Below are 23,183 nucleotides of genomic sequence, written 5' to 3' on the forward strand. Positions count from 1 at the left end.
CAAAAAACCAGCTATGAACTGCGCAAACACACTGGTAGAAATTGGCGGTGGCGGAGGGATTTGAACCCTCGGACGGGGGTTACCCGTCACACGCTTTCGAGGCGTGCTCCTTAGGCCGCTCGGACACGCCACCGCCGGAGAGCTTACAGAACAGCAGCTCGGCTATCCCAATCGCTGCCGGGCGAAGAAGGTCTCCAGCAGGCCGGCACACTCCGGCGCCAGCACGCCGCCGCGCACATCCGGACGATGGTTGAGCCGGCGATCCCGGACCACGTCCCACAGCGAGCCCACCGCACCCGTCTTGGGCTCCCAGGCCCCGAACACCAGCCGATCGACCCGCGCCATCACCAGCGCGCCCGCGCACATCGTGCACGGCTCGAGCGTCACCGCCAGCGTCGCACCGGCCAGCCGCCACCCGTCACCCAGCACCCGCGCAGCCGCTCGAATGGCCAGGACCTCGGCGTGTGCGGTCGGATCCCCCAGGGCTTCACGCGCATTGACCGCGCGGGCCAGCTCGGTTCCGTCGGCCCCCACGACCACCGCACCCACCGGGACGTCGCGGGGATCCGCGGTCGCAGCAACCGCGAGCGCAGCGCGGATCAGATCTTCGTCGCAGCTCACCGACCGAGGCGCTCGAGCACCGACGACAGCTCGTCGGCGAAACCCATCTCGCGCGCAATGCGGCCCAACTGCTCGTCGGCGTAGAGATCGGTCTCGTCGAGGATGACGCTGAGCACCGCCTCGGGCAGCCCCACATCGGACAGCAACCCGAGATCACCCTCTTCGAAGGGTTCGGCGTCTTCAAGATCTTCCGGATCGATGTCGGCGTCCAGGTTGTCCAGTACCTCGGCGGCGATGTCGTAATCCAGCGCAGCGGTCGCATCCGAAAGCAGCAGCCGGGTGCCCGACGGCGCGGGCCGCACGATCACGAAAAACTCGTCGTCCACGTCGAGAAGGCCGAAAACCGCTCCGGCGCTGCGTAATTCACGCAGCTCGGTCTCGGCATCGCCTAAGCTCGCCAACGCCTTGGGCCCCATCGCCGAGCAGCGCCATTTGCCCTCTTCACGCACGACCGCCACACCGAATCCGTCCGGAGTGTCCGCCTGCGCGGAAGCCCGCTGTGCTCCCATGGAGGCCTACGCTAGTCGCGTAAGGGCCCGTTGACCAGCAAATCGGGGTCGCGTCGAGCGCTATAGCCCGGTAGGAATTCGTATGGATATGCCAACCTTGACAGGTGGCGAAGACACCGGTGTGCGTGCTGGGCCTGGGACTGATCGGCGGCTCGATATTGCGCGCCGCCACGGCCGCCGGTCGTGAGGCCTTCGGCTACAACCGCTCGGTCGAGGGAGCGCAGGCCGCCCGCTTCGACGGCTTCGACGCCACCACCGACCTCACCAAGGCGCTGACCAAGGCCGCCGACCTCGGTGCGCTGATCGTCCTGGCCGTGCCGATGCCCGCGCTACCGACCCTGCTGACCCATATCAGTCAGGCCGCCCCCCACTGCCCGCTGACCGACGTCACCAGCGTCAAAGGCGCGGTGCTCGAGGCCGTCACCAAGGCCGGCCTGCAGGCGCGCTTCGTCGGGGGACACCCGATGACGGGCACGGCGCACTCGGGTTGGGAGGCCGGGCATGCCCGGCTTTTCACCGGTGCCCCCTGGGTGATCAGCGTGGACGACCATGTGGACCCGGCGGTGTGGTCGACGGTGATGGAGTTGGCGCTGGACTTCGGGTCGTTCCTGGTGCCCGCCCGCTCCGACGAGCACGATGCCGCCGCGGCAGCAATCTCGCATTTACCGCACCTGCTGGCCGAGGCGCTGGCTGTTACCGCGGCCGAGGTGCCGTTGGCGTTTGCACTGGCCGCGGGTTCTTTCCGGGACGGCACCCGGGTGGCGGGCAGTGCACCGGATCTGGTGCGTGCGATGTGCGAAGCAAATGCAAGCCAGCTGCTGACGCGGGTGGACCGGGCCATCGAACTACTGAGCGAAGCGCGAAACTCGCTGGCGCACAACGACTCCGTCGCCGAGCTGGTCGAGGGCGGCCATGCCGCCCGCGCACGCTACGACAGCTTCTCGCGACCGGAGATCTTCGCCGTATTTGTCGGCGCCGAGAATTGGCGTCAAGAGCTTGCTGCCGCCGGCCGCGCCGGCGGGGTGATCAGATCCGCTCTGCCAAGCCTGGGTAGTCCACGATGAACCCGTCGGCGTCGACGGTGAGCGTGGTGTCCGATACCGGCGAGTGCACCTTGATTCCCTCGCCGGAGTCGGCGGCGGCGCTGCTGTAGCTGACCGTCGCCGAAGCCACGGTCATGTCCGGCAACGTCACGTAGATCGTCGGAACCGTGATCGAGTCGGCCCGCTCGTTGAGACCGACCCGGCGAATCGGCAGCGCGTTGAAGAACGGACTGAACACCACGTCGACGTCCAGCGCACCTTGGTAGGCGGCGCGCGACTCACCCTGGTGGTCGGTGACCATCCACATGTTCTCTTCGTCACGTGCGACGACGAGCTGTCGTTCCCGTTCGGCCAGTGTGACCGTCATGCCGAGTCGCTTGGTCGCACCGGTTTCGTCGGTCAGCAGATCGTAGTAGGCAGCGAATGCCGGGTTGGTGTCGGCCTCGGCGGCAACAATGCGGCCGTTGGCTTTAATTCGCTTGCCGGACAACTGCACTCGCACCGACTCCATGCGCCTGGCATCGTGTGAACGCCAAGTCAGCATCGTCGACCGGGAACTGCTTGTCGCATCTGCGGGGGCTGGGCTCACGCGTCTACGTTAGGCGACGGCTGCAGAGATTTCGACGTTTGGCGGTGTGGGATTGGGCGCAGTCGGCCGGTACCAGGCACCGATGCCCACACCGCGAATGCCAACACGCCGTCGAGGATCAGTGCCAGTGCTGCGACCATCAGTGCGCCGACCAGTGCGATGTGGAACTGCCGCACCTTGATGCCGTCGATCAGGTAACGGCCCAGCCCGCCCAAGCTGGCATAGGCCGCCACGGTCGCAGTGGCGACGACTTGGAGCGTCGCGGTCCGCAGCCCACCCATGATCAGCGGCAGCGCATTGGGCACTTCGACTCGAAAAAGCACCTGCAACTCGCTCATGCCCATCGCGCGGGCGGCGTCGACCACCGTGCGGTCCACCGCCGCCAGCCCGGCGTAGGTGCCCGCCAGCAGCGGCGGAATCCCCAGCAGCATCAGTGCCGCGATCGGCGGCACCAAACCCAGGCCCCACAGCAGCGCGGCCAGTAGCAGAACCCCCAGCGTCGGCAGCGCGCGCAGCGCGTTGACCAGGCTGACCACCAGCAGCGTGCCGCGTCCGGTATGCCCGACGATCAGCCCGAGCGGAATGGCGACCAGCGCCGAAACCGCCACGGCGGCCGCGGTGTATTCCAGATGTTCCAGCGTCCGGGCCGCCAGCCCGACCGGACCCGCCCAGTTCTCCGCGGTGAACAGGTAGGACAGCGCCTGGCCGACAAAGTTCATCGCGACCCGCCCACCACCGGGGCAGTCAGCAGCCGGCGCCCGGGGCGCGTAACCCGGACCCAGGGCGTGGCCATCCGGCCGGCAAACATCAGCACGACATCGATGATGACCGCCAACACGAAGATGGCCAGGATCCCGGCCACGATCTGGTCGCTCTTGTTCGCCTGGTAGCCCTCGGTGAACCAGGTGCCCAGGCCCCCGATGCCGATCACCGCGCCCACCGAGACCATCGAAATGTTGGTCACCACCACCACGCGCAGGCCCGCGACCAGCACCGGGATAGACAGTGGCAGTTCGACTTTGATCAGCCTGGCGATCGGCCGGTAACCGACAGCAGTGGCCGCATCGCGAACCTGCAGCGGTACGGCATCCAGCGCCTCGAACACCTCCCGCACCAGCAGCGCCGTGGTGTACAGCGTCAGCGCGACGATGACATTCGCCTCATCAAGGATGCGCGTCGGAATCACCAGCGGCAATACCACGAACAGCGCCAGCGATGGGATGGTGAATACCGCGCTGGCGGCGACAGTGGTCAGCCGTCGCAGCGCCGTGGAGCGCCAGGCCAGCACGCCCCAGGGCAACGCAATCGCCACACCAGCCAACACCGGCACGAGTGACAGCCTCAGGTGGATCACGGTGAGCGCCCACGCCGTCGGAAGGTGGTTGAGTAAGTAGTGCATGGCTAATCTCGCCGATGAGAATCCAAGGCGGCCAACACATCAGCGGCTCGCACTCCACCGGTGACTTTGCCTGCTTTGTCGACGGCCACACCCATCGCTGCGGGGGACGACAATGCGGCGTCCAATGCCTGGCTCAGGTTGGCGTCCGGCCGGAACACCGACCCGACCGACGTCACGCTGTCACGCAGCGACGCGCCGCCGCGATGCTTACGCACGCCGGCGGCGTCGATCCAGCCCAACGCCGTGCCGTCGGGTTTGACCACCAGCGCCCAGCCGTCGCGGAGTTGCGCCTCGCCCACGGCTGCCGAGTCGGTGATGATGGTGATGTCGTGGATCGGCAGACTCGTCGCATCCAAGAACTGCAACCAGCGGTAGCCACGACCGGCACCGATCATCCTGGCCACGAAATCGTTGGCGGGACGCGACAGCAAGTGGGCCGGCTCGTCGTACTGCTGCAGCACACCGCCGGGGCCGAACACCGCCACGCGGTCGGCGAGCCGGATCGCCTCGTCGATATCGTGCGTAACGAACACGATGGTTTTGTGCAATTCGGCTTGTAGCCGCAGTATTTCGCGCTGTAACTCGAAGCGGACGAGCGGATCGACGGCCGAAAAAGGTTCGTCCATCAACAGAATCGGCGGATCGGCGGCCAGCGCGCGTGCCACCCCGACTCGCTGCTGCTCGCCGCCGGACAGCTGCGCGGGATAGCGGGCGGCCAGCTTCGCATCCAGCCCCACTCGCTCCAGCACGGTGTAGGCGGCCTTGCGCGCCGCCCGCCGCGGCTGGCCTTTGAGCACCGGCACTGTCGCGACGTTGTCGATCACCCGTTGGTGCGGCATCAGGCCCGCGCCCTGGATCACGTAGCCGATGCCCAGGCGCAGCCGCACCGGGTCGACGCCCGCGATGTCGGCGCCGTCCACGACGACGGTTCCCGACGTCGGGTCGGCCATCCGGTTGATCATCCGCATCGACGTCGTCTTGCCGCACCCGGACGGGCCCACGAAGACCGTCAGCGTTCCCCGGGGCACTTCTAGGTTCAGCCGGTCGATGGCGACAGTTCCATCCGGATAGACCTTGTGCACGTCATGGAAGCTGATCAACCGTCAACCCCCGATCGGGTGGTCGAAGCCGTTGTCATGCAACCAGTTCCGGGCGGCCTGATCCGGGTCGATACCGTCATTTCCGGCTACCGAAGCATTGAGGTCGGCGACCCCGCGGCTGGTCAGCTTGGCCGACACCGCATCCAACACGTCTTTGAGCTTGTCGGTTTTCTTCTGCGAATTCACCAGCGGCACAATGTTTCCAGCCGGGAAGTTATGTAGTGGATCTTCGAGCGCGACCAGCCGGTGCTGCAGAATGGCCGGTGACGTGCTGAAGATATTGGCGGCGTTCACCTTCCCCTCTTCAAGGGTGCGAACGGTGACCGCACCGCCGTCGTCGCTGATCGCCACGAAGTTTCCGGGCGCGATGTCGAGCCCGTACCGCTGCCGCAGCCCGCTCAGACCCGAGGGCCGGGCCAGAAAGTCCGACGGCGCGGCGAACTTCACCTCCGGTGAATGCGGGGCCAGGTCCCCGATCGTCTTCAGGTTCCATTTGGCAGCGGTGTCGGCGGTGACCGTGACAGTGTCGGTGTCGCATGCCGGCGACGGCGTCAGGATCGACAGGTCGCCGGGCAGCCGTTTGTACAGCTCCAGTTCGATGTCGTCGAGCATGGTCATGGTGGCGGACGGTTCAAAGTAGGACAGCAGATTGCCGACGTACTCGGGCACCAAGTCGATCGAATGGTCCTTCAGCGCAGGGACATACGTCTCGCGGCTGCCGATGCCCATTTCCCGGCCGACGTTGAAGCCGTTGGCCTGCAATGCTTGTGCGTAGATCTCGGCGATGATTTTGGATTCTGGAAAACCGGCGGACCCGACCACGATCGAGTTCACGTTCGTCGATGCTCCGCCGAGCGGGTTCGCGCTGCCGCAGGATGTGACGGTGAAGCACACCACCGTCAGCCACACCACCACGCGATGCCCGTGCCGACGCAGCATGCTCATAGCAACCGACACTAGCGTTGCACGCTTTTCCCGGTGGTTCGGTTCACTTCAGACCGGAAAAGGGTAAAGATGACAGTATGAGCAGCGATCCGTCTGTATCACCTGAACAGCCCGCAGCGGCGTCCGCGCCGGTCCCGGATACCGTGCCACCACCAGAATCAGCGGTCAAGTTCACCCGAACTGCCAGCGTCTGGTCGTCTTTGATCGTTGGATTCCTGATCCTGATCGTGTTGCTGATCTTCATCACCCAAAACCTGTCCGACGCACCGGTCACCTTCCTCGGCTGGCATTACACCCTGCCGTTGGGAGTGCAGTTGCTGCTGGCGGCAATATGCGGCGGGCTGGTCACCGTGCTGGCCGGTACAGCGCGAATCTTCCAGTTGCGGCGCGCCGCAAAGAAGAACCTCGCCGCCGGCCTCGTCGCCGGCCGATAGATCAGCTGCTCCGCAGCTCGGTCAGCCCGCGGGCGATCAGCGGCGCCACGGTCTCACCGACCCGGTCGGAGGCGTCCACGTCGTCGTCACCGCCCGACATCCGCCTGCGGAAGTCGATGCCCGCGGCGATGATCGCCAGCTTGAAATACGCCAGCGCCATGTAGAAATTCCAGTGCGCCAACGGCTGTCCGGAGATCAGCGAGTACCGGTGTGCGAGCTCGTCGGCGACCGGCAATTGCGGCGACGTCCAGGCGGCGTGCGCGTTGATGATCAAGTCGAGCGACGGGTCGCGGTACACGCACATCAGCGCCGCATCGCTGAGTGGATCGCCCAGCGTGGAGAGCTCCCAATCGACCACAGCACGCACCTGTGACGGGTCGTCGGCATCCAGGATGGTGTTGTCGATCCGGTAGTCGCCGTGCACGATTGAGGTCCGGCTCTGTTGTGGAACGGCGTTCTGCAGGGCCGCGTGGAGTAGCGCGACGTCGGCGTCGCGGTCGTCGTCGGGCAGGTGAACCAGCTCCCACTGCGATCCCCACCGCCTGACCTGGCGCTCCAAATATCCGCTGGGCTTGCCGAAGTCGCCGAGTCCCACCGCGGCCGGATCGACTGCGTGCAGGTCGGCCAGCACCTTGATCAACGCGTCGACGCAGCCCTCGATGACGGGTTGGCCGCCCAAGGCCTCAAGTTCGGCGCGGCTGCGTACCACTTGTCCGGCAACGTATTCGACCATCTGGAACGGCGCGCCGAGTACCGACGCGTCGTTGCACAGCGTGACCGCGCGGGCCACCGGAACCGGGGTATCGGCCAACCCGGCGACCACCGTGTACTCCCGCGCCATGTCATGTGCCGACGGGGTCAGCCCATGCAGCGGCGGACGGCGTAACACCCACTTCGACGCGTCGTCGGCCACCAGAAAGGTCAGGTTGGAACGGCCGCCGGAGATCAGTTCCGCGGTCAGTTCCCCATCACGGCCGACGCCGACCGAACGCAGATGCTTGTCCAGCGCGGAGAGGTCGAGCCCATCGAGAGTCACGGCTTCTGTCTATCACCCCGAGTCATCGGCGGTTTCTCGGCAGCAGGTCCCATACGTGCTCGGTGCCGTTCACTGTCACCACGCTGGCCTGACCGGACCGGGAGAACAGCAGCCGAGTCACCGAGACGTAGTCGATGGGAAACGACAGCACCCGCTTGGTTCCCAAAATCTCGTGCAGGACGACGTTGATCACGCCGCCGTGGCTGAACACCGCGACGGTGTCGTCGTGTTCGGCGGTGGCGGCGACGTTGTCGATGGCTGCCCGCACCCGCGCCCGAAACGCGTCTTCGTCGACCGTGCTGGGCAGGTGTCCCTCGGCCATCCGGGCCCACTCCTGCGGGTTCTCCGCGCGGATCTGCTCGATCGGGATGTACACCGGCAGATCGCGGTCGTATTCGGCGAAGCGGTCGTCGATTTCGACGTCCAGCCCGCGCGCGACGGCGACCGGTTCCGCGGTCTGGAACGCGCGCCGCTGCGGACTGCTCACCAGCCGGGTAATCGGAAACCGGGCCAGTGCATCGGGCAGTCGCGCTGCCTGCACCCGCCCTTCGTCGGCGAGGTCCGGATCGGCGCCCTGGCCCCTTCCTTCGGGATCCGGGCCGCTGCGGAGCGGCAACGCATGCCGGACCAGAAGCAACTGCATGCGCACAGCTTTTCACGCGCGTTGACGGCCTTGTCATCTCACTGGAGAATGCTATTCTCCAGATGGAGATTGGGGTGTGCGGATGCTGGATGCAGTGGTATTGGGGCGCTGGCTGGACGCGAACGACGCTCCCGGTGACGGAGAAGACACTGTCCTCGAACAGCTGTCCGGAGGCTCGCAGAATACGTTGTACCTCATCCATCGCGGCGACGAGCGGATGGTGCTGCGGATGCCCGGCGCCCGTGCCGACGCCGCCCGCATCGACGGACTGCTGCGCGAGATCCGACTGGTCCGCGCGTTGGGCGGGACCGACGTGCCACATGCCGAGCTGATCGCAGCCAACGACGCCGGCGATCTGCTCGGCATGCCGTTCTACGTGATGCAAGCGATCGACGGCTGGAGTCCGATGGACGGCGGTTGGGAGGCGCCGTTCGACGACGACTTAGACGCCCGCCGCGGCCTGGCCTTCGAACTCGTCGAGGGTGCGGCCAAGCTGGGTCGAGTGGACTGGGAGGTGCACGGGCTGGACGGCTTCGGCCGACCGCACGGATTCCACGAACGGCAGGTCGACCGGTGGCTGGCCTTCCTGGACAGCTACAAGGTGCGCGACCTTCCCGGCCTCGACGACGCCGCCGGCTGGCTGCGCAGCAACCGGCCGGCGCACTACAAGCCGGGCATCATGCACGGCGACTATCAGTTCGCCAACGTCATGTTCTCCCACGGCGGGCCGGCCCGGCTCGCCGCGATCGTGGACTGGGAGATGACGACGGTCGGCGACCCGCTACTCGACCTCGCGTGGTGCCTGCTGGGCTACGACGGCGAAAACCCCAAGGAAGATGGGTTTTATCTGGACATGAAGGGCATGCCGACCCGCAGCGAGTTGCTCGATCGCTACGAGCAGGTCAGCGGGTTGTCAACCGAGAACATCGACTACTACCTGGTGCTGGCCAACTGGAAGCTCGGCATCGTGCTGGAAAAGACCTACGCTGCGGGAGTGCGCAGCGGCAAGGTCGACCCCAAGATCCAGGACGCGTTCGGGGCGATGGTGCCCCAGCTGATCGCTACCGCGGCCGACATGGCAGGTTCACTCAAATGAGCTACGCCGAGCAGCTTTTCGATCTGACCGGCCAGACCATCTTGATCACCGGCGGCAGCCGCGGCTTGGGCCGGGAAATGGCGTTCGGCGTCGCCCGCTGCGGCGCCGACGTGGTGATCGCCAGCCGAAAGATGGAGAACTGCGTCGCCGTCGCCGACCAGATCGAAAGCGAAACCGGGCGCGCTGCGATGCCGTACCAAGTGCACGTGGGCCGGTGGAATGAGCTCGACGGACTTGTCGACGCGGTGTACGACCGGTTTGGCAAGGTCGACACGCTGATCAACAACGCGGGCATGTCACCGGTGTACGACAAGCTGACCGAGGTGACCGAGAAGCTGTTCGACGCGGTGGTCAATCTCAACCTCAAGGGCCCGTTTCGGTTGTCCGCGTTGATAGGTGAGCGGATGATGGCCGCCGGCCGCGGGTCGATCATCAACGTCAGCACCTCCGGCTCGCTGCGCCCGGCGCCCGACATCATCCCGTACGCGTCCGCGAAGGCCGGGCTCAACGCGATGACCGAGGGCTTTGCACGCGCACTCGGGCCGGAGGTCCGGGTCAACACCTTGATGGCCGGCCCCTTCCTCACCGACGTCAGCAAGTCGTGGAATCTGGGCCAGCCCGGGCACAATCCGTTCGGCGGCCTGTCGTTGCAGCGCGCGGGTGATCCCACCGAAATCGTCGGCGCCGCATTGTTTTTGGCCTCGGACGCATCCAGTTTCACCACCGGCTCGATTTTGCGAGCCGACGGTGGAATTCCGTAACTAGCAGGGAGACTTCGATATGGCATGGGACTTCTCTACCGAACCCGAGTTCGCCAAGAAGCTCGACTGGATCCGCGAGTTCGTCCGCGAAGAGGTCGAGCCGCTGGAGGTGTTGTTCCCCGGCTGTGAGTTCTTGCCGCTGAACGACGAGCGCCGCAAGATCGTCGACCCGCTCAAACAACAGGTCCGCGGCCAAGGGTTGTGGGCGCCGCACCTCGGTCCCGAACTCGGCGGGCAGGGCTTCGGCGCGGTCAAGCTGACGCTGATCAACGAGATCCTGGGCCGCAGCCCGTGGGCTCCGATCGTGTTCGGAACCCAGGCACCCGATACCGGCAACGCCGAGATCATCGCGCGCTTCGGCACCCAGGACCAGAAGGACAGCTACCTGTCGGGACTGCTATCCGGTGAGATCTTCTCCTGCTTCTCGATGACCGAGCCGCAAGGCGGAGCCGACCCGCGCGTCTTCACCACCCGCGCCGTCCGCGACGGCGACGACTGGGTGATCACCGGGCGAAAGTACTTCTCCAGCAACGCATCCGTCGCCTCCTTCTTCATCGTCGTCGCGATCACCAATCCCGACGTAGCGGTGCATCACGGCGCTTCGACATTCCTGATCCCGGCCGGCACTCCGGGCCTCAAGATCGAGGCGAACCACCACCTGGTCGGCGCCGACCCGCATGAGCCGGGCCATTCGCTGGTCCACTACGAGGACGTGCGGGTGCCGCACAGTGCGCTGCTCGGCGAGGCGGGCCAGGGCTTCCTGATCTTGCAAACCCGTCTGGCCGGTGGCCGGCTGCACCACGCGATGCGCTCGATCGGAATGGCGCAGCGCACCGTCGAGATGATGGCCCGCCGCGCGAAAAGCCGCTTCACGCAAGGTACTTTGCTGGCCGACAAACAGTTGGTACAGCAGTTTGTCGCCGACTCCTATACCGAGCTGACGCCCTTCCGGTTGACCGTGCTGCACGCCGCCTGGCTGATCGACAGCGGCGACGAGCACGGCGCCCGCGCCGAGATCGCGACGTGCAAGATTCTGGCGTCCCAAGTACTGAAATCGATTGCACTGCGGGCTATTCAGGTGCACGGTGCACTCGGGCTCACCGATCAGATGCCTCTGGTCAACGTTCTGCTGGGCGGTATCGCGCTCGGCCTTGCCGACGGTCCGACCGAGGCACACAAGGTCAACCTGGCCCGGATGCTGCTCAAGAACGTCGAGGCCGAAAGTGCCGAGTGGCCCAGCGAGATGCTGGACGTCCGCCGCGAGGCGGTCCGCGCCAAATACGGTGAATTAGTTGGCCAGTAGCCGCGTCACCGCGGCTGTCGAGCGGGCGCTCGACGACCGTCAGCGGGACGCGACCGAGGAGGTCGAACGCATTCTGGCCGCCGCCGTTCGGGTGATGGAACGGGTGGCGCCCGAGCCGCCGCGGGTCAGCGACATCGTCACTGAGGCCGGCTCGTCGAACAAGGCGTTCTACCGCTACTTCGCCGGAAAAGACGACGTGATCCTCGCGGTGATGGAACGGGGCGTCGCCATCGTCGTCTCCTACCTGCAGCACCAGATGACCAAGGAGTGCACGCCGGCCGGTGGGGTGCGGCGCTGGATCGAGGGGGCCCTCGCCCAAGTGGCCGACCCGCACCTGATCAGCATGAGTCGTGCTGCCGCTGGCCAGGTTTCGGCCACCACCGACTGGCGGGCCGCAGACGACGCGATCATGCGGCCGATGCGCGACCTGCTGATCGAGCCGATTGCCGCACTCGGCAGCGATGATGCTGACCGCGACGCCGACGTTGTTTTCCTTTGTACGGTGTCGGCCATGCGCCGCTACCTGGATTCCGCGCAGCGGCCCGCCGCCGCCGACGTCGATCATTTGGTGAAGTTCTGTTTGCGCGGGTTGGGAGTGAGCTGATGCGTGCTGTTGTCTGCCACGCTTACGGACCACCTGAGGACCTGGTTGTCGACGAGGTCGCCGATCCGGCGCCGGGACCGGGCCAGCTGGTGGTGCGGGTACATGCGGCGGCGGTCAACTTCCCCGACGTGCTGATGATCGAAGGCAAGTATCAGGTCAAGGCTCCGGTGCCGTTCACTCCGGGCAGTGAGCTCGCCGGAGAAGTCATCGCGGTCGGTGAGGGCGTGTCCTACCAGCCGGGCCAACGTGTTTCGGCCACCACGTTCGTCGGCGGGTTCGCCGAACAAGCGCTGCTGCACTCGGCGATGGTGACCGAGATGCCGGACGCCGTCGACTTCGCCTCCGCGGCGGCGTTCGGCGTCACCTACCGCACGGCCTATCACGCGCTGCGCTCGATCGCCGCCGTCGAACCGGGCGATTGGGTGGTCGTCCTCGGCGCTGCGGGAGGCGTGGGCCTGGCGGCCGTCGATCTGGCGGTGGCCATGAAGGCCCGGGTGTTGGCCGCTGCGTCGAGTGCGGAAAAACTCGAGCTATGCCGACAGCGCGGCGCGGAAGCGACGGTCGATTACGACCGGGAGGACCTGAAAAGCCGTATCCGCGAGCTCACCGGCGACGCCGCGCGAGTGGTGCTCGACCCGGTGGGGGGACCTTACGCTGAACCGGCACTGCGCGGACTTGCCCGCGGTGGGACCTTCGTCACCCTGGGCTACGCCGCCGGCGAGATCCCGCGCATTCCGTTGAACCTGATCCTACTCAAGGGAATCATGGTCCGCGGCATGGAGATTCGTACGTTCGTGACCGACCGGCCGGACGACTCCGCCCGCGATATGCGGGAGTTGAGGCAGATGTTCGCATCGGGCGCGATCCGGCCCTACATCGGCGCCCGTTTCGCGCTGGCTGACACCGGGGCAGCGCTCAGGCATGTGGCCGACCGCAAGGCGATCGGGAAGGTGCTCATCGACGTCGCGGGGTGACAAGTCCGCACGCGTCTCTCCGCAGCGGGGCAGGCGTTGTGCCCACCTCCGAGCGACAGCCATCAGCGACGGGGGAATTGATGCTCAGAGGCGGGCACAGCGGTGCCCGGCCGGCCCGGAGACCGGTGTGGCGAATGTGACAGCGCGGTGCGCTACGGCGTGATGATGTTGAACGACGGATCCGGCCGCTCGATGACGCCCAGGAACTGCTGCAGCGCAGCCTCGTCGCCAGAGATCTCCACTCCTGGCGAGCTGAAATCGCCCGTCGCCAGCAAGAGTAGACGAAAAGCGTTGTCCAGCTTGATGGTCACGCTGGCGGTGGCCGCGTCGGCGGGCACCCGGCGCTGCACCAAAACGCCGTTGCGCAGTGCGAGCCGGTAGTTGGCGTCGAGATCGGCCAGCGTCACGTCGATCGCGATGTCCAAGTCCCACGCGCGGGGTCCGTTCACGCTGATGGCCAGGCCGTCGAAGATCTGCTCCGGCGTCAGCTGCGACAACAACGTCGGCGAGGAGGCTTGCGTAGCGGTACCGAAGTTGCCGTCGCGCAATTCAGTCGCTCCGGACAGAAAGAAGTTGCGCCACGTCGCGTTCTCCGCTCCGTAAGCCAACTGCTCCAACGTGTCGGCGAGCAGCGTGCGGGCGCCGGCGTGCTCACTGTCGGCGAATACGGCGTGATCCAGCAGCGTTGCCGCCCAACGGAAATCGCCTGAGTCGAAGGCCTGCTGAGCAAGCTCGACGACGCGGTCGATGCCGCCGATCGCCTCGACGTATCGACCGGCCAGCGCTTCGGGTGGGTGCGGCCACAGCCGGGCCGGGTTGCCGTCGAACCAGCCCATGTAGCGCTGATAGACCGCCTTGACGTTGTGGCTGACCGAGCCGTAGTAGCCGTGGGTGTGCCACGCCTTGTCCAGCGCCGGGGGCATCTGCAATGTCTCGGCGATCTCGGCGCCGGTGTGCCCCTGGTTGAGCATCCGCAACGTCTGGTCGTGCAGGTAGGCGTACAAATCGCGTTGCAAAGCCAGGAATTCGACGACGCGCTCACGTCCCCAGGTGGGCCAGTGGTGGGAGGCGAACACCACATCGGCGCGGTCGGAAAAGGAGTCGATCGCTTCGGTCAGATATCCCGACCAGGCGTGCGGGTCGCGCACCAGCGCGCCGCGCAACGTCAGCAGATTGTGCAGGTTGTGCGTGGCGTTTTCGGCCATGCACAACGCGCGGAATCGCGGGAAATAGAAGTGCATTTCGGCGGGCGCCTCGGTGCCGGGTGCCATCTGGAATTCGATCTCGACGCCGTCGATGGTATGAGTTTCACCGGTGCTCTTGACGTCGACGGTCGGCACGATCAGCGCGACCTCGCCTTGCGAGGGAGCTTGGCCCAGACCACAACCGACGTGTCCGCGCGGACCAGCCTCCAGCAAGCTGCCGTACATATAGGTGGCGCGGCGTGTCATGGCGGGGCCGGCATAGACGTTCTCCTGCACGGCGTGCTCGGTGAACCCTTCGGGTGCCAGCACGGCCACCTGGCCCGCGTCCACCTCGGCCTGGGTAGCGACGCCCAGCACGCCACCGAAATGGTCGACGTGGCTGTGCGTATAGATGACCGCGACCACCGGTCTATCACCTCGGTGGCTGCGATATAGCTGCAACGCTGCGGCGGCCACCTCGGTGGACACCAGCGGATCGATCACGATGAGGCCGGTGTCACCCTCGATGAAGCTGATGTTCGAGAGGTCCAGTCCGCGTACCTGATAGATGCCCGGCACGACTTCGTAGAGGCCTTGTTTGGTAGTCAGCTGGCACTGCCGCCACAGACTGGGATCCACCGACGTCGGTGCGTCACCGGTGAGGAACGAATACTTGTCGTTGTCCCACACCACTCGCCCGTCGGCAGCCTTGACGACGCATGGCGTCAGTGCGCCGATGAATCCCCGGTCGGCGTCGGCGAAATCGGCGGTGTCGTCTAGTGGTAGCCGGCGATTCTGATGTGCGGATGCGATAGCCGCGGTCGGCGCCTTGTGGTTCACCGGACAGACATTGCCACTATTACATCGGTGTTGGAAGAGACAGGCGATTCAGTTAGGAAAACATTATCGCGGAGATTCCGACATTTAACCGACCCCGGCTTTGACGCCGATATTCGCCGCGTAGGAATACGACCGGCAAATTTCTGCTGACGCAGCATCAGGCCGTCTCAACAGGGAGCTTAATTTTTGCTCAATTCGCTATCCGCGGTTCCAGCAAAGCTGCATACTGCCGAAACGGTCCGTCAACGTTGACGGGCCGCCACAACAACAAAGGAGAACCGGGTGAAGCGTTCAGTAGCGGTCGCCGCAGCAGGGCTGGCGATCGTCGTCGTGGGCCTGTCTGGCTGTTCGAGCGACAAGAAGAGCGGTACCAGTGCATCGTCGAACGGGACCTCCGCGGCGGTGTCGAATGGCTCCTCGACAGCGAAGGTCACCATCGACGGCAAAGACCAGACCGTGCAAGGCACCGTTGCCTGCACCAGTGCCGCCGGCACGGTCAACATCGCCATCGGTGGAGCACAAACCGGCATCGGCGTCGTGCTGACCGATGCCACTCCGCCCGGAGTGAAGTCGGTCGGGCTGGGCAACGTCAACGGTGTGACGCTTGGCTACACCCCCGGCACCGGCCAGGGCAACGCCACCGCCACCAAGGATGGCAGCAAGTACAAGATCAGCGGAACTGCGACCGGGGTGGACATGGCCAACCCGATGCAACCGGTGAACAAGCCCTTCGAAATCGATGTGACCTGCCCGTAGGCCTCGATCTCGATCGAATCGCACGGCGCGACAGTGACGACCCGGCGTCGCTGTCGCGCGGTGGATTTCCGCTCAGGATGATCAATCCTGTTGTATGCCTTTGAGTTTCATGACTCGGCGAGCTGCAATCGAACCGTGAAGTCGGTGTGCCCCGGCGCGCTGTCCAGCGTGATCGTGCCGTTGTGTGCTTTCACCACCGCCGAGACGATGGCCAGCCCCAGGCCGGTACTTCCGCCCTTACGGGATCGCGATGTGTCGCCGCGGGCGAAGCGCTCGAATACCTCCGACTGCAGTTGCTGCGGTATTCCAGGCCCGTTGTCGCACACGCTCAGCGCGGCATGCGTTCCGTCCAACTGCAATCGAGTGGTCACCACGGTTCCCGGACTGGTATGCACACGGGCGTTGGCCAACAGGTTGGCGAGCACCTGATGCAGCCGGGCCGCATCGCCCAGGACGATCACCGGCTCTTCGGGTAGATCGAGCTCCCACTGGTGATCCGGACCAGCGACGTGCGCATCGCTGACCGCGTCGACGGCCACCCGCGAAAGGTCCACCGATTCGCGTTCCAGGGGCCGCCCAGAGTCCAAGCGGGCCAACAGGAGTAGGTCCTCCACGAGGTGGGTCATCCGCTCGGTCTCGGACTGCACGCGGCTCATCGCATGCGCCACGGCGTCGGTGTCGTCTCCCACGCGTTGGGCCAGCTCGGTGTAACCACGGATAGCGGCCAACGGGGTGCGCAGCTCGTGGCTGGCGTCGGCGACGAATTGCCGTACCCGCGTCTCACTGGCCTGCCGGGTCGACAACGCGGCAGCGATATGGTCGAGCATTCGGTTGAGCGCGGAGCCCAGTTGACCAACTTCGGTGCGCGGGTTGGCATCTGACTCGAGCACCCGCATCGGCAGTGCGACTTCGCCGCGGTCCAGCGGCAGATCGACGACCTCGCCGGCGGTTTGGGCGACCCGCCGCAATGGGGCCAGCGCCCGTCGGATGATCACGATGCCGGCGGTGGTGGCCGCCGCAACGGCGATGACGGTGACGACGCCGAAGATCAGCAAGACGCGGATCATTGTCGCGTCGACGTCGGACATCGACAGGCCGGTGATGACAATGTCACCGCTGCGCCGGGCGAATGCGGCGACCACGCGATAACGCCCCAAGCCGTCGATGTTGATGGTCGCCGGTGGCCGGTTGACCGGCAGCGCGCCCAACTCGGCCCGGGCGGCGTCGGTCAACGCGGCGCGACCACCGGCGGTGGTCAGATAGCCGGCATCGATCGCCCCGCCGGGGCCGGTGACAGCCGCGACCATGCCCACCGGCTGGCCCGGAGCGTCCAAGAACACCGGGCCCGGGCCCGGTCGGGGAAACGGCCGCTGATGGTGCCGCCACGGCGCGGTGGACGGTTCGCCGATTATCCGCACCGAACGCTGCGAGGCGTCGCGCAACTGGGTGTCGAGCTGCGCGACCAGGTATCGGTACAGCGCGAGCTCGGTCGCCACGCCGATTCCGATACACACGACCGCGAGGACGACGACTTGACCGACCAACAGCCGAAACCGAAGGGACCAAGCCTGGCCCATGGTTAGCGTGCCGGCTTGAGGACGTACCCGGCGCCGCGAAGCGTGTGGATCATGGGCTCACGCCCGTTATCGATCTTCTTACGTAGGTAGGAGATATACAGCTCGACGATGTTGGAGCGACCGCCGAAGTCGTAGCTCCATACCCGGTCCAGGATCTGCGCCTTGCTCAATACCCGCTTGGCGTTGCGCATCATGAAGCGCAACAGTTCGAATTCGGTGGACGTCAACGAGATTGGCTCACCGGCGCGAGTCACCTCGTGGCTGTCCTCGTTGAGCACCAGGTCGCCGACGATCAGCTGCGCGCCGCTGTCCTCCGTGGTGACCCCGGTGCGCCGCAGCAGCGCGCGCAGCCGCAGCACCACTTCTTCCAGGCTGAATGGTTTGGTGACGTAGTCGTCGCCTCCGGCGGTGAGTCCGGCGATGCGGTCCTCGACCGCGTCCTTTGCGGTCAGCAGCAGCACCGGGAGCTGCGGGCTTTCTTCGCGGAGTTTTCGCAACACGTCCAGCCCGCTCATGTCGGGCAACATCACGTCGAGAACGACAACGTCCGGCCGCTGCGATCGCGCGGATTCCAGAGCTGCCGCTCCGTCGCCGGCGGTGGCGATGTTCCAGCCTTCGTAACGCAATGCCATCGACACCATTTCGGCGAGGACGGCTTCGTCGTCGACCACCAGCACGTTGATCGGGTTCCCGTCAGCACGACGCATGACGATGCGTTCGGCGGGGGCTTGGGGTTGGCTCACAACTACCTAGTATGCGCAGCCCGATGGGGCATTGCTATGGCGCACCTATGTGGTAGCTGTGAGCCAACCTCGAGGGGTCAGCGCGGTTAGAACCAGACCTTACGACCGCCCACCGGTCGACCCACGGCGCCAAGCACCCACAGAATCACACCAATGACCACAAGAATCCCGCCAATTGTGTACAAGATGCTGAGGCTCGGAACGAAATATCCGATGACGAGCAAAACTATTCCGAGAACTATCATGACGACTCCATTTCAGGTATTCAGATTTCAGGTATTCAGACTGATTTCGCAATAACGGCGTCAGTACCAGTAGCGTCTGCCACCCACCGGGCGACCAACGGAACCGAGCACCCACAACACCGCACCGATAACGAGCAGGACCACACCGATCGTTTGCAGCACAGCCACTTTCAGTACGTATCCGAGTATCAACAAGATGATGCCCAGGCCGATCATGACGCCTCCATTCCAATCACCTGGTCGATGTCCATGGCGGGCATCGAACTGGGTTGCGGTAGATGACAATCGGTCACCCGGGGGTTCACACCCGCGTAATTCAGGGGACCTGCGATTACTGTGACTGCGATAGTGCCTAACGTGGCACAATTTTGCGGGGTGTTCTTCAGGTAGTCCCGTTGGAACGCGGCGATGACGCCGATTACCAACCAGACCACCACAATCGCACTGATCAAACCTCCGCCACGCATCCTGACCTCCATCAATGTCGGGCAAAATCGTAGAGCAGACCTACGCGTACCCAGGACGGCAAGCGTCCAAACATTTGGACCAAAGATCTGAAAAACCGACAGGGGAACTAATCCCGCCGGCAGAGCCCTTCAGCGGATTGCAAAGTTCCTGACGCCGGATAGGTACTCGGGTGCAAGAAAATTGGCGAGTTATCGACAACCTGACCCGAACGGTACTAGCGGTTCAGCGAATCAGGGCCGGCGCGCGGACGTAAATACAACGTGGTGCATCACGTCGTCTCCGGGGACGGTGCGACCGTGCCGGGCCAGCAGGTCGGCCATGCCGATGGCCGACGCGTCCCAGCCATGCTCGCCCAGCCAGTCGACGATCTCGGTGCGCTCCTCGGGATACCAAAGTTCTTCCACGTTGGGGATTTCGGTACCGAGCACCTGGGCCGCTGCGGCACGGAAACGGTTCGACTGCTCCCGCTGTCTGGCCAGCAGATCGGGATTCACCGCCTGTTTCGAGGGGCCGTTGGTGGCCAGCCAGCTGCCCGCGGCGCTGAGCGAGTCGATCCGCTCGAACAGTAAATCCTGGGCCGCCGCAGGCAGATAACGCAGTATTCCTTCGGCTGACCACACCGTGGGGATGGATTCGTCAAAGCCCGCTTCCCGCAATGCCGTTGGCCAGTCGTCCCGCAGGTCGACCGCGACGCTCACCAGTCGCGCGATCGGCTGCGCACCGCGCTGCGCCAGGGTGGTCGACTTGAAGTCCAGCACTTTGGCCTGATCGAGCTCGTACACCGTGGTACCGGCGGGCCACGACAACCGCCAAGAGCGTGAGTCCAAGCCAGCCGCCAGGATCACCACTTGGCGAACACCGGAGGACACCGCGTCGAGGAAGATCTCGTCGAACCATTTGGTGCGCACCGCAATGAAGTCGACCATCGCCTGGGTGTGCGCTGCCAGGTCCGGAACAAGATCGGTCAGTGCGGCTGACAACTTGGGATCTGACGTCAGGCTCCACATGCCTTCGCCGGCCGCGTCCAGAACTGCGCGGGCGAACGGATCCTGGATCAGCGGGTTTTCGCTGTCGGTCTCGGCGGCGCGGGCCGCAGCCACGCCGAGTGCCGTCGACCCCACACTCTCGGTGATCTCCCAGGAATCGTTGTCGGTGCGCGGCATCGTCGTTCCTCCTCATTAGTAGCCAGCATCGGACACTACCGGTGCCCGCTGTGAGGAAGCTGGACCGCGTGCGCGCGGAAACTGTCCGGATGTGGCGCTGCACCGCGATCGGCCCGCACCGCTGTCCACCACACCATAGACATTTCGCGAGTCTGAGCAGCAGAATCCAAGGCAACGCAGGCGAGGCGCCCGCGACGAAAGGAGCGTTGGCTCATGACTTCCCAACCCACCGTCTGGGACGTTACCTACGACCTGCTACGTGAATTGGGCTTGACGACGGTGTTCGGTAACCCCGGATCTACCGAACAGACATTCCTGAAGAACTTCCCCGATGACTTCCATTACATCTTGGGCCTGCAGGAGGCCTCGGTGTTGGCGATGGCCGACGGCTTCGCGCAATCCACCGGCAAGCCGGCGTTGGTGAATCTGCACACCGCGGCCGGGACCGGTAACGCCATGGGCAGTTTGATCGCGGCGTACAAAAGCAACACCCCGCTGATCGTGACGGCCGGCCAGCAGACCCGCGAGATGGTGCTCTGCGAGCCGTACCTGACCAACAGCAACGAAGCGCTGCTGCCTCTGCCGTGGGCGAAATGGGTGTACCAGCCGGCGCGGGCCGAGGACGTACCGGCCGCATTCATGCGCGCCTACGCGATCGCCACTCAGCCGCCGGCCGGCCCGGTGTATCTATCTATCCCCCTTGATGATTGGGAGAAGCCAGCACTCGGGCCAGCGGTCGTTCGCACCGCCAGCCAGCGATCTGCGCCCGATGCGGAACGCCTCGCCGAGTTTGCCGAACGCATCAATCGAGCCCAGCGGCCGGCGCTGGTCTTCGGACCCGAGGTCGATCGGGCCGGCGGCTGGGACGCCGCGGTCGAACTCGCGGAAAAGGTCCACGCCCCGGTGTATTCGGGGCCGTTGCCGGATCGGCTGTCGTTCCCCGAAGATCATCCCCTCTACCAGGGCCTGCTGCCGATGACGATCGCCGAGGTCACCGAGACGCTGCGCGGTCACGACTTGGTGGTGGTGATCGGCGCACAGGTCTTCCGTTATTACCCCTACGTGCCCGGCGAGTACCTGCCCGAAGACACTGAGCTGCTGCAGATTACCGGTGACCCGTTCCTAGCCGGTGCGGCGCAAGTGGGCGACAGCTTGCTGAGCGATACCCTGCTGGCGTTGCGACAGCTCACCCCGTTGATCGAGGCCAAGACCGGCAGACCGACGCCCAAGCCGCTGGACCGGACCCCCGGCAGGGTCGAATCTGCACACGCGCCCTTAGAGCCCGTCCAGGTCTATTCGGCGCTGAACGTCTTGAAGCCCGCGAACTCCGCCCTGGTGAATGAATCGACATCGACAATGGCCGAGCAGGAGCGCTGGTTACCGACCGTCCACCCCCTCTCGTTCTTCGCCACCGGCAGCGGTGGCATCGGCTGGGGAGTACCGGGGGCAGTGGGTGTCGCACTGGGAGATCGCGCCGTCGGTCGCAAACGCGCCGTCATCGCGACGATCGGCGACGGCTCCTTCCAATACTCCATTCAGGCGATCTGGACAGCCGCGCAACACAAGCTGCCCATCGTATTCGTCGTGATGCGCAACGGTGAATACTCGGTACTGAAATCCTTTGCGCTATTGGAGAAGACGCCCAACGTGCCCGGGCTGAACTTGCCGGGGCTCGATATCGAGTCGCTCGCGGTCGGCTTCGGGTGTCACGCGGTCACCGTCGACGGGACCGAGCAGTTGGCTAAGGAATTCAACGCGGCACTCGGCGCGGACGGGCCCACCGTCATCGTCGTTCCGACCAAACCTCAAGTCGCACATCTCGGCTGATGCATGCGATAGAGGTCTCCGAGACAGGCGGGCCCGAGGTGCTCGCGTATGTGGAGCGGCCGGTTCCGGCGCCGGCGTCCGGACAATTGCTGATCAAGACCGAGGCGATCGGCGTCAACTTCGTCGACACGTATTTTCGGACCGGGCTGTACCCGCATGCGTTGCCGTTCATCCTTGGCAGCGAGGTGGCCGGCACGGTGGCCACCGTTGGTGAAGGAGTGCAGACCGCACAGGTTGGCGACCGGGTGGCAACCTCCGATGCCGACGGCGCCTACGCCGAATACTGCTTGGCACCCGCCGATTTGGTGTGCCATGTGCCCGATGGCGTCAGCGCTGAGGTTGCCGCATCCGCGATTCTGAAAGGTCAGACGGCCCACCTACTCATCAAGTCGGTGTACCCGATTGATTCCGGCGACACTGTGCTACTGCACGCCGGCGCCGGCGGGGTCGGGTTGATCCTGACCCAGTGGGCGACGAGCCTGGGTGCACGCGTCATCACCACCGTCTCCACCGAGGCGAAAGCCGAATTGTCCCGACGCGCCGGAGCCGTCGACGTGCTCGGATACCCCGACGATCCCGCCACGTTCGGCGCGAAGATCCGTTCACTCAGCGGCGGTGCGGGCGTCGCGGCGGTGTACGACGGGGTCGGCAGGTCGACGTTCGACGCCAGCCTGGCCAGCCTGGCAGTCCGCGGAACGCTGGCGCTGTACGGCGCGTCCAGTGGCCCCGTTCCGCCGGTCGACCCGCAGCGACTCAATGCTGCGGGCTCGGTCTACCTGACTCGCCCGCTGCGACCGCACTTTCTGCGCACCTACGACGAATTCGCCTGGCGCACTGACGAATTGTTCGCCGCCGTCCAAGCCGGGACGATCACCGTCACCACCGGTGACCGGTACCGGCTGCAGGACGCAGCCCAAGCCCACCGCGATCTGGAGGGTCGCAAGACCCACGGTTCAACCGTGTTGATCCCCTGATCCGGCCAACGGACACTGGCTAGGCTGCGGCTATGGCAGCCGAATCCGGCGACGCGCAGCTGGCCGAACTCGGTGCGGCCCTGTTGTCCCGCGCCGACGCGTTGTCCGACACCATGCTGGGTCTGATGCGCCGCGACGTCAGCTTCCACCGGACTGTCACGCTGGTGTCCGACGATCAACTGCGCGCCACGGTGCGGACTCACCTTGACTTCATCTTGGGTGCCTTCGGCGCGCCGCAAATCAACTACGACACCCGCGCGGCCGCCGCGACCGGTCGCAGCCGAGCGGCCGTCGGTGTGCCACTGCCGGCCGTGATGGATTCCTACCGGATCTGCGCGCGATTCTTATG

The 23,183-nt window shown here is 65.4% G+C and carries 26 protein-coding genes, 1 tRNA gene and 1 pseudogene; 11 read left to right on the forward strand and 17 right to left on the reverse strand.

The genetic code is table 11. The features are described from left to right. Window positions 1–42: 42 nt before the first annotated feature. The 3 genes from WAN02_RS03800 to WAN02_RS03810 form a co-directional block, all read right to left on the reverse strand. Window positions 43–133 (reverse strand) — tRNA-Ser (locus WAN02_RS03800). Window positions 134–162: 29 nt separating this feature from the next. Next, window positions 163–621, reverse strand: a complete 459-nt coding sequence (locus WAN02_RS03805) for a nucleoside deaminase (protein WP_422262850.1) — start codon at window positions 619–621, stop codon at window positions 163–165. Continuing rightward, window positions 618–1,130 (reverse strand): tRNA adenosine deaminase-associated protein, encoded by a 513-nt coding sequence (locus WAN02_RS03810; protein ID WP_325686722.1) that lies wholly within the window; start codon window positions 1,128–1,130, stop codon window positions 618–620. Before WAN02_RS03810 ends, WAN02_RS03805 begins: the two co-directional genes overlap by 4 nt. Before the next feature lie 119 nt (window positions 1,131–1,249). Here WAN02_RS03810 and WAN02_RS03815 point away from each other — a divergent pair, with 119 nt between their 5' ends. Next, on the forward strand, window positions 1,250–2,194 hold the full coding sequence (locus WAN02_RS03815; RefSeq protein ID WP_422262870.1) for a prephenate dehydrogenase: 945 nt from the start codon (window positions 1,250–1,252) through the stop codon (window positions 2,192–2,194). Here WAN02_RS03815 and WAN02_RS03820 read toward each other — a convergent pair. Genes WAN02_RS03820 through WAN02_RS03840 form a run of 5 tightly spaced genes read right to left on the reverse strand, consistent with a single transcriptional unit; the run spans window position 2,157 to window position 6,206 of the window. Next, the gene (locus tag WAN02_RS03820) at window positions 2,157–2,717 is read right to left on the reverse strand and encodes a putative glycolipid-binding domain-containing protein (protein WP_422262871.1); all 561 of its coding nucleotides are present in this window, start codon (window positions 2,715–2,717) and stop codon (window positions 2,157–2,159) included. The two genes, WAN02_RS03815 and WAN02_RS03820, sit on opposite strands and share 38 nt — an antisense overlap. Before the next feature lie 41 nt (window positions 2,718–2,758). Beyond that, complete coding sequence (locus WAN02_RS03825) at window positions 2,759–3,481, reverse strand: ABC transporter permease (protein WP_422262851.1); 723 nt, start codon at window positions 3,479–3,481, stop codon at window positions 2,759–2,761. Next, on the reverse strand, window positions 3,478–4,161 hold the full coding sequence (locus tag WAN02_RS03830) for an ABC transporter permease (protein WP_422262852.1): 684 nt from the start codon (window positions 4,159–4,161) through the stop codon (window positions 3,478–3,480). The genes WAN02_RS03825 and WAN02_RS03830 overlap by 4 nt, the downstream gene beginning before the upstream one ends. A 2-nt stretch (window positions 4,162–4,163) precedes the next feature. After that, window positions 4,164–5,261 carry an ABC transporter ATP-binding protein gene (locus WAN02_RS03835; protein WP_422262853.1) on the reverse strand — a complete coding sequence of 366 codons (1,098 nt, stop codon included), beginning with the start codon at window positions 5,259–5,261 and terminating at the stop codon, window positions 4,164–4,166. Between the two features lie 3 nt (window positions 5,262–5,264). Continuing rightward, on the reverse strand, window positions 5,265–6,206 hold the full coding sequence (locus WAN02_RS03840) for an ABC transporter substrate-binding protein (protein ID WP_422262854.1): 942 nt from the start codon (window positions 6,204–6,206) through the stop codon (window positions 5,265–5,267). Between the two features lie 77 nt (window positions 6,207–6,283). On the opposite strand from WAN02_RS03840, the gene WAN02_RS03845 reads away from it, so the two are divergent. Further along, complete coding sequence (locus tag WAN02_RS03845) at window positions 6,284–6,640, forward strand: LapA family protein (RefSeq protein WP_422262855.1); 357 nt, start codon at window positions 6,284–6,286, stop codon at window positions 6,638–6,640. 1 nt (window position 6,641) lies between these two features. Here the strand turns inward: WAN02_RS03845 and WAN02_RS03850 are convergent, their stop codons facing one another. Both WAN02_RS03850 and WAN02_RS03855 read right to left on the reverse strand, forming a co-directional pair. Then, a complete protein-coding gene (locus WAN02_RS03850) occupies window positions 6,642–7,676 on the reverse strand; it encodes a phosphotransferase family protein (protein ID WP_422262856.1) in 1,035 nt (344 codons plus the stop codon). 22 nt (window positions 7,677–7,698) lie between these two features. After that, the gene (locus WAN02_RS03855; RefSeq protein WP_422262857.1) at window positions 7,699–8,319 is read right to left on the reverse strand and encodes a histidine phosphatase family protein; all 621 of its coding nucleotides are present in this window, start codon (window positions 8,317–8,319) and stop codon (window positions 7,699–7,701) included. Window positions 8,320–8,401: 82 nt separating this feature from the next. On the opposite strand from WAN02_RS03855, the gene WAN02_RS03860 reads away from it, so the two are divergent. From WAN02_RS03860 to WAN02_RS03880, 5 genes are read left to right on the forward strand one after another with little or no spacing between them, the layout of a single operon-like run. Beyond that, window positions 8,402–9,415, forward strand: coding sequence for a phosphotransferase family protein (locus tag WAN02_RS03860; RefSeq protein ID WP_422262858.1), 1,014 nt, complete (start codon window positions 8,402–8,404; stop codon window positions 9,413–9,415). Then, a complete protein-coding gene (locus WAN02_RS03865; protein WP_422262859.1) occupies window positions 9,412–10,176 on the forward strand; it encodes an SDR family NAD(P)-dependent oxidoreductase in 765 nt (254 codons plus the stop codon). The genes WAN02_RS03860 and WAN02_RS03865 overlap by 4 nt, the downstream gene beginning before the upstream one ends. Before the next feature lie 19 nt (window positions 10,177–10,195). Further along, window positions 10,196–11,479, forward strand: a complete 1,284-nt coding sequence (locus tag WAN02_RS03870) for an acyl-CoA dehydrogenase family protein (protein ID WP_422262860.1) — start codon at window positions 10,196–10,198, stop codon at window positions 11,477–11,479. Then, complete coding sequence (locus tag WAN02_RS03875) at window positions 11,469–12,083, forward strand: TetR/AcrR family transcriptional regulator (protein WP_422262861.1); 615 nt, start codon at window positions 11,469–11,471, stop codon at window positions 12,081–12,083. The genes WAN02_RS03870 and WAN02_RS03875 overlap by 11 nt, the downstream gene beginning before the upstream one ends. Continuing rightward, complete coding sequence (locus tag WAN02_RS03880) at window positions 12,083–13,057, forward strand: NADPH:quinone oxidoreductase family protein (protein WP_422262862.1); 975 nt, start codon at window positions 12,083–12,085, stop codon at window positions 13,055–13,057. Before WAN02_RS03875 ends, WAN02_RS03880 begins: the two co-directional genes overlap by 1 nt. A 152-nt stretch (window positions 13,058–13,209) precedes the next feature. Here WAN02_RS03880 and WAN02_RS03885 read toward each other — a convergent pair whose 3' ends face one another. Next, the gene (locus WAN02_RS03885) at window positions 13,210–15,081 is read right to left on the reverse strand and encodes an alkyl/aryl-sulfatase (protein ID WP_422262863.1); all 1,872 of its coding nucleotides are present in this window, start codon (window positions 15,079–15,081) and stop codon (window positions 13,210–13,212) included. Window positions 15,082–15,363: 282 nt separating this feature from the next. On the opposite strand from WAN02_RS03885, the gene WAN02_RS03890 reads away from it, so the two are divergent. After that, the gene (locus WAN02_RS03890; protein WP_422262864.1) at window positions 15,364–15,837 is read left to right on the forward strand and encodes a lipoprotein LpqH; all 474 of its coding nucleotides are present in this window, start codon (window positions 15,364–15,366) and stop codon (window positions 15,835–15,837) included. A gap of 107 nt (window positions 15,838–15,944) precedes the next feature. On the opposite strand, the gene WAN02_RS03895 is transcribed toward WAN02_RS03890, so the two are convergent. The 6 genes from WAN02_RS03895 to WAN02_RS03920 form a co-directional block, all read right to left on the reverse strand. Further along, the gene (locus WAN02_RS03895; protein WP_422262865.1) at window positions 15,945–17,414 is read right to left on the reverse strand and encodes a sensor histidine kinase; all 1,470 of its coding nucleotides are present in this window, start codon (window positions 17,412–17,414) and stop codon (window positions 15,945–15,947) included. A 2-nt stretch (window positions 17,415–17,416) separates the two neighbouring features. After that, window positions 17,417–18,121, reverse strand: a complete 705-nt coding sequence (locus WAN02_RS03900; RefSeq protein WP_422262872.1) for a response regulator transcription factor — start codon at window positions 18,119–18,121, stop codon at window positions 17,417–17,419. A gap of 122 nt (window positions 18,122–18,243) precedes the next feature. Continuing rightward, window positions 18,244–18,402 carry a DUF6131 family protein gene (locus WAN02_RS03905; RefSeq protein ID WP_422262866.1) on the reverse strand — a complete coding sequence of 53 codons (159 nt, stop codon included), beginning with the start codon at window positions 18,400–18,402 and terminating at the stop codon, window positions 18,244–18,246. 60 nt (window positions 18,403–18,462) lie between these two features. Continuing rightward, entirely contained in the window at window positions 18,463–18,618 is a 156-nt protein-coding gene (locus WAN02_RS03910) for a hypothetical protein (RefSeq protein ID WP_325686786.1), read from the reverse strand. Further along, window positions 18,615–18,881, reverse strand: coding sequence for a hypothetical protein (locus WAN02_RS03915; RefSeq protein ID WP_325686784.1), 267 nt, complete (start codon window positions 18,879–18,881; stop codon window positions 18,615–18,617). The genes WAN02_RS03910 and WAN02_RS03915 overlap by 4 nt, the downstream gene beginning before the upstream one ends. Window positions 18,882–19,100: 219 nt before the next feature. Next, window positions 19,101–20,033 carry a class I SAM-dependent methyltransferase gene (locus WAN02_RS03920; RefSeq protein ID WP_422262867.1) on the reverse strand — a complete coding sequence of 311 codons (933 nt, stop codon included), beginning with the start codon at window positions 20,031–20,033 and terminating at the stop codon, window positions 19,101–19,103. Between the two features lie 213 nt (window positions 20,034–20,246). On the opposite strand from WAN02_RS03920, the gene mdlC reads away from it, so the two are divergent. The 3 genes and pseudogenes from mdlC to WAN02_RS03935 form a co-directional block, all read left to right on the forward strand. Next, window positions 20,247–21,860, forward strand: coding sequence for a benzoylformate decarboxylase (mdlC, locus tag WAN02_RS03925; protein ID WP_422262868.1), 1,614 nt, complete (start codon window positions 20,247–20,249; stop codon window positions 21,858–21,860). Then, window positions 21,860–22,834, forward strand: a complete 975-nt coding sequence (locus WAN02_RS03930; RefSeq protein ID WP_422262869.1) for a quinone oxidoreductase family protein — start codon at window positions 21,860–21,862, stop codon at window positions 22,832–22,834. The genes mdlC and WAN02_RS03930 overlap by 1 nt, the downstream gene beginning before the upstream one ends. Before the next feature lie 32 nt (window positions 22,835–22,866). Further along, window positions 22,867–23,183: pseudogene (locus WAN02_RS03935) on the forward strand (hypothetical protein); the annotation flags it as partial.

Source organism: Mycobacterium sp. (assembly GCF_049281135.1).
Taxonomy (GTDB): Bacteria; Actinomycetota; Actinomycetes; order Mycobacteriales; family Mycobacteriaceae; genus Mycobacterium.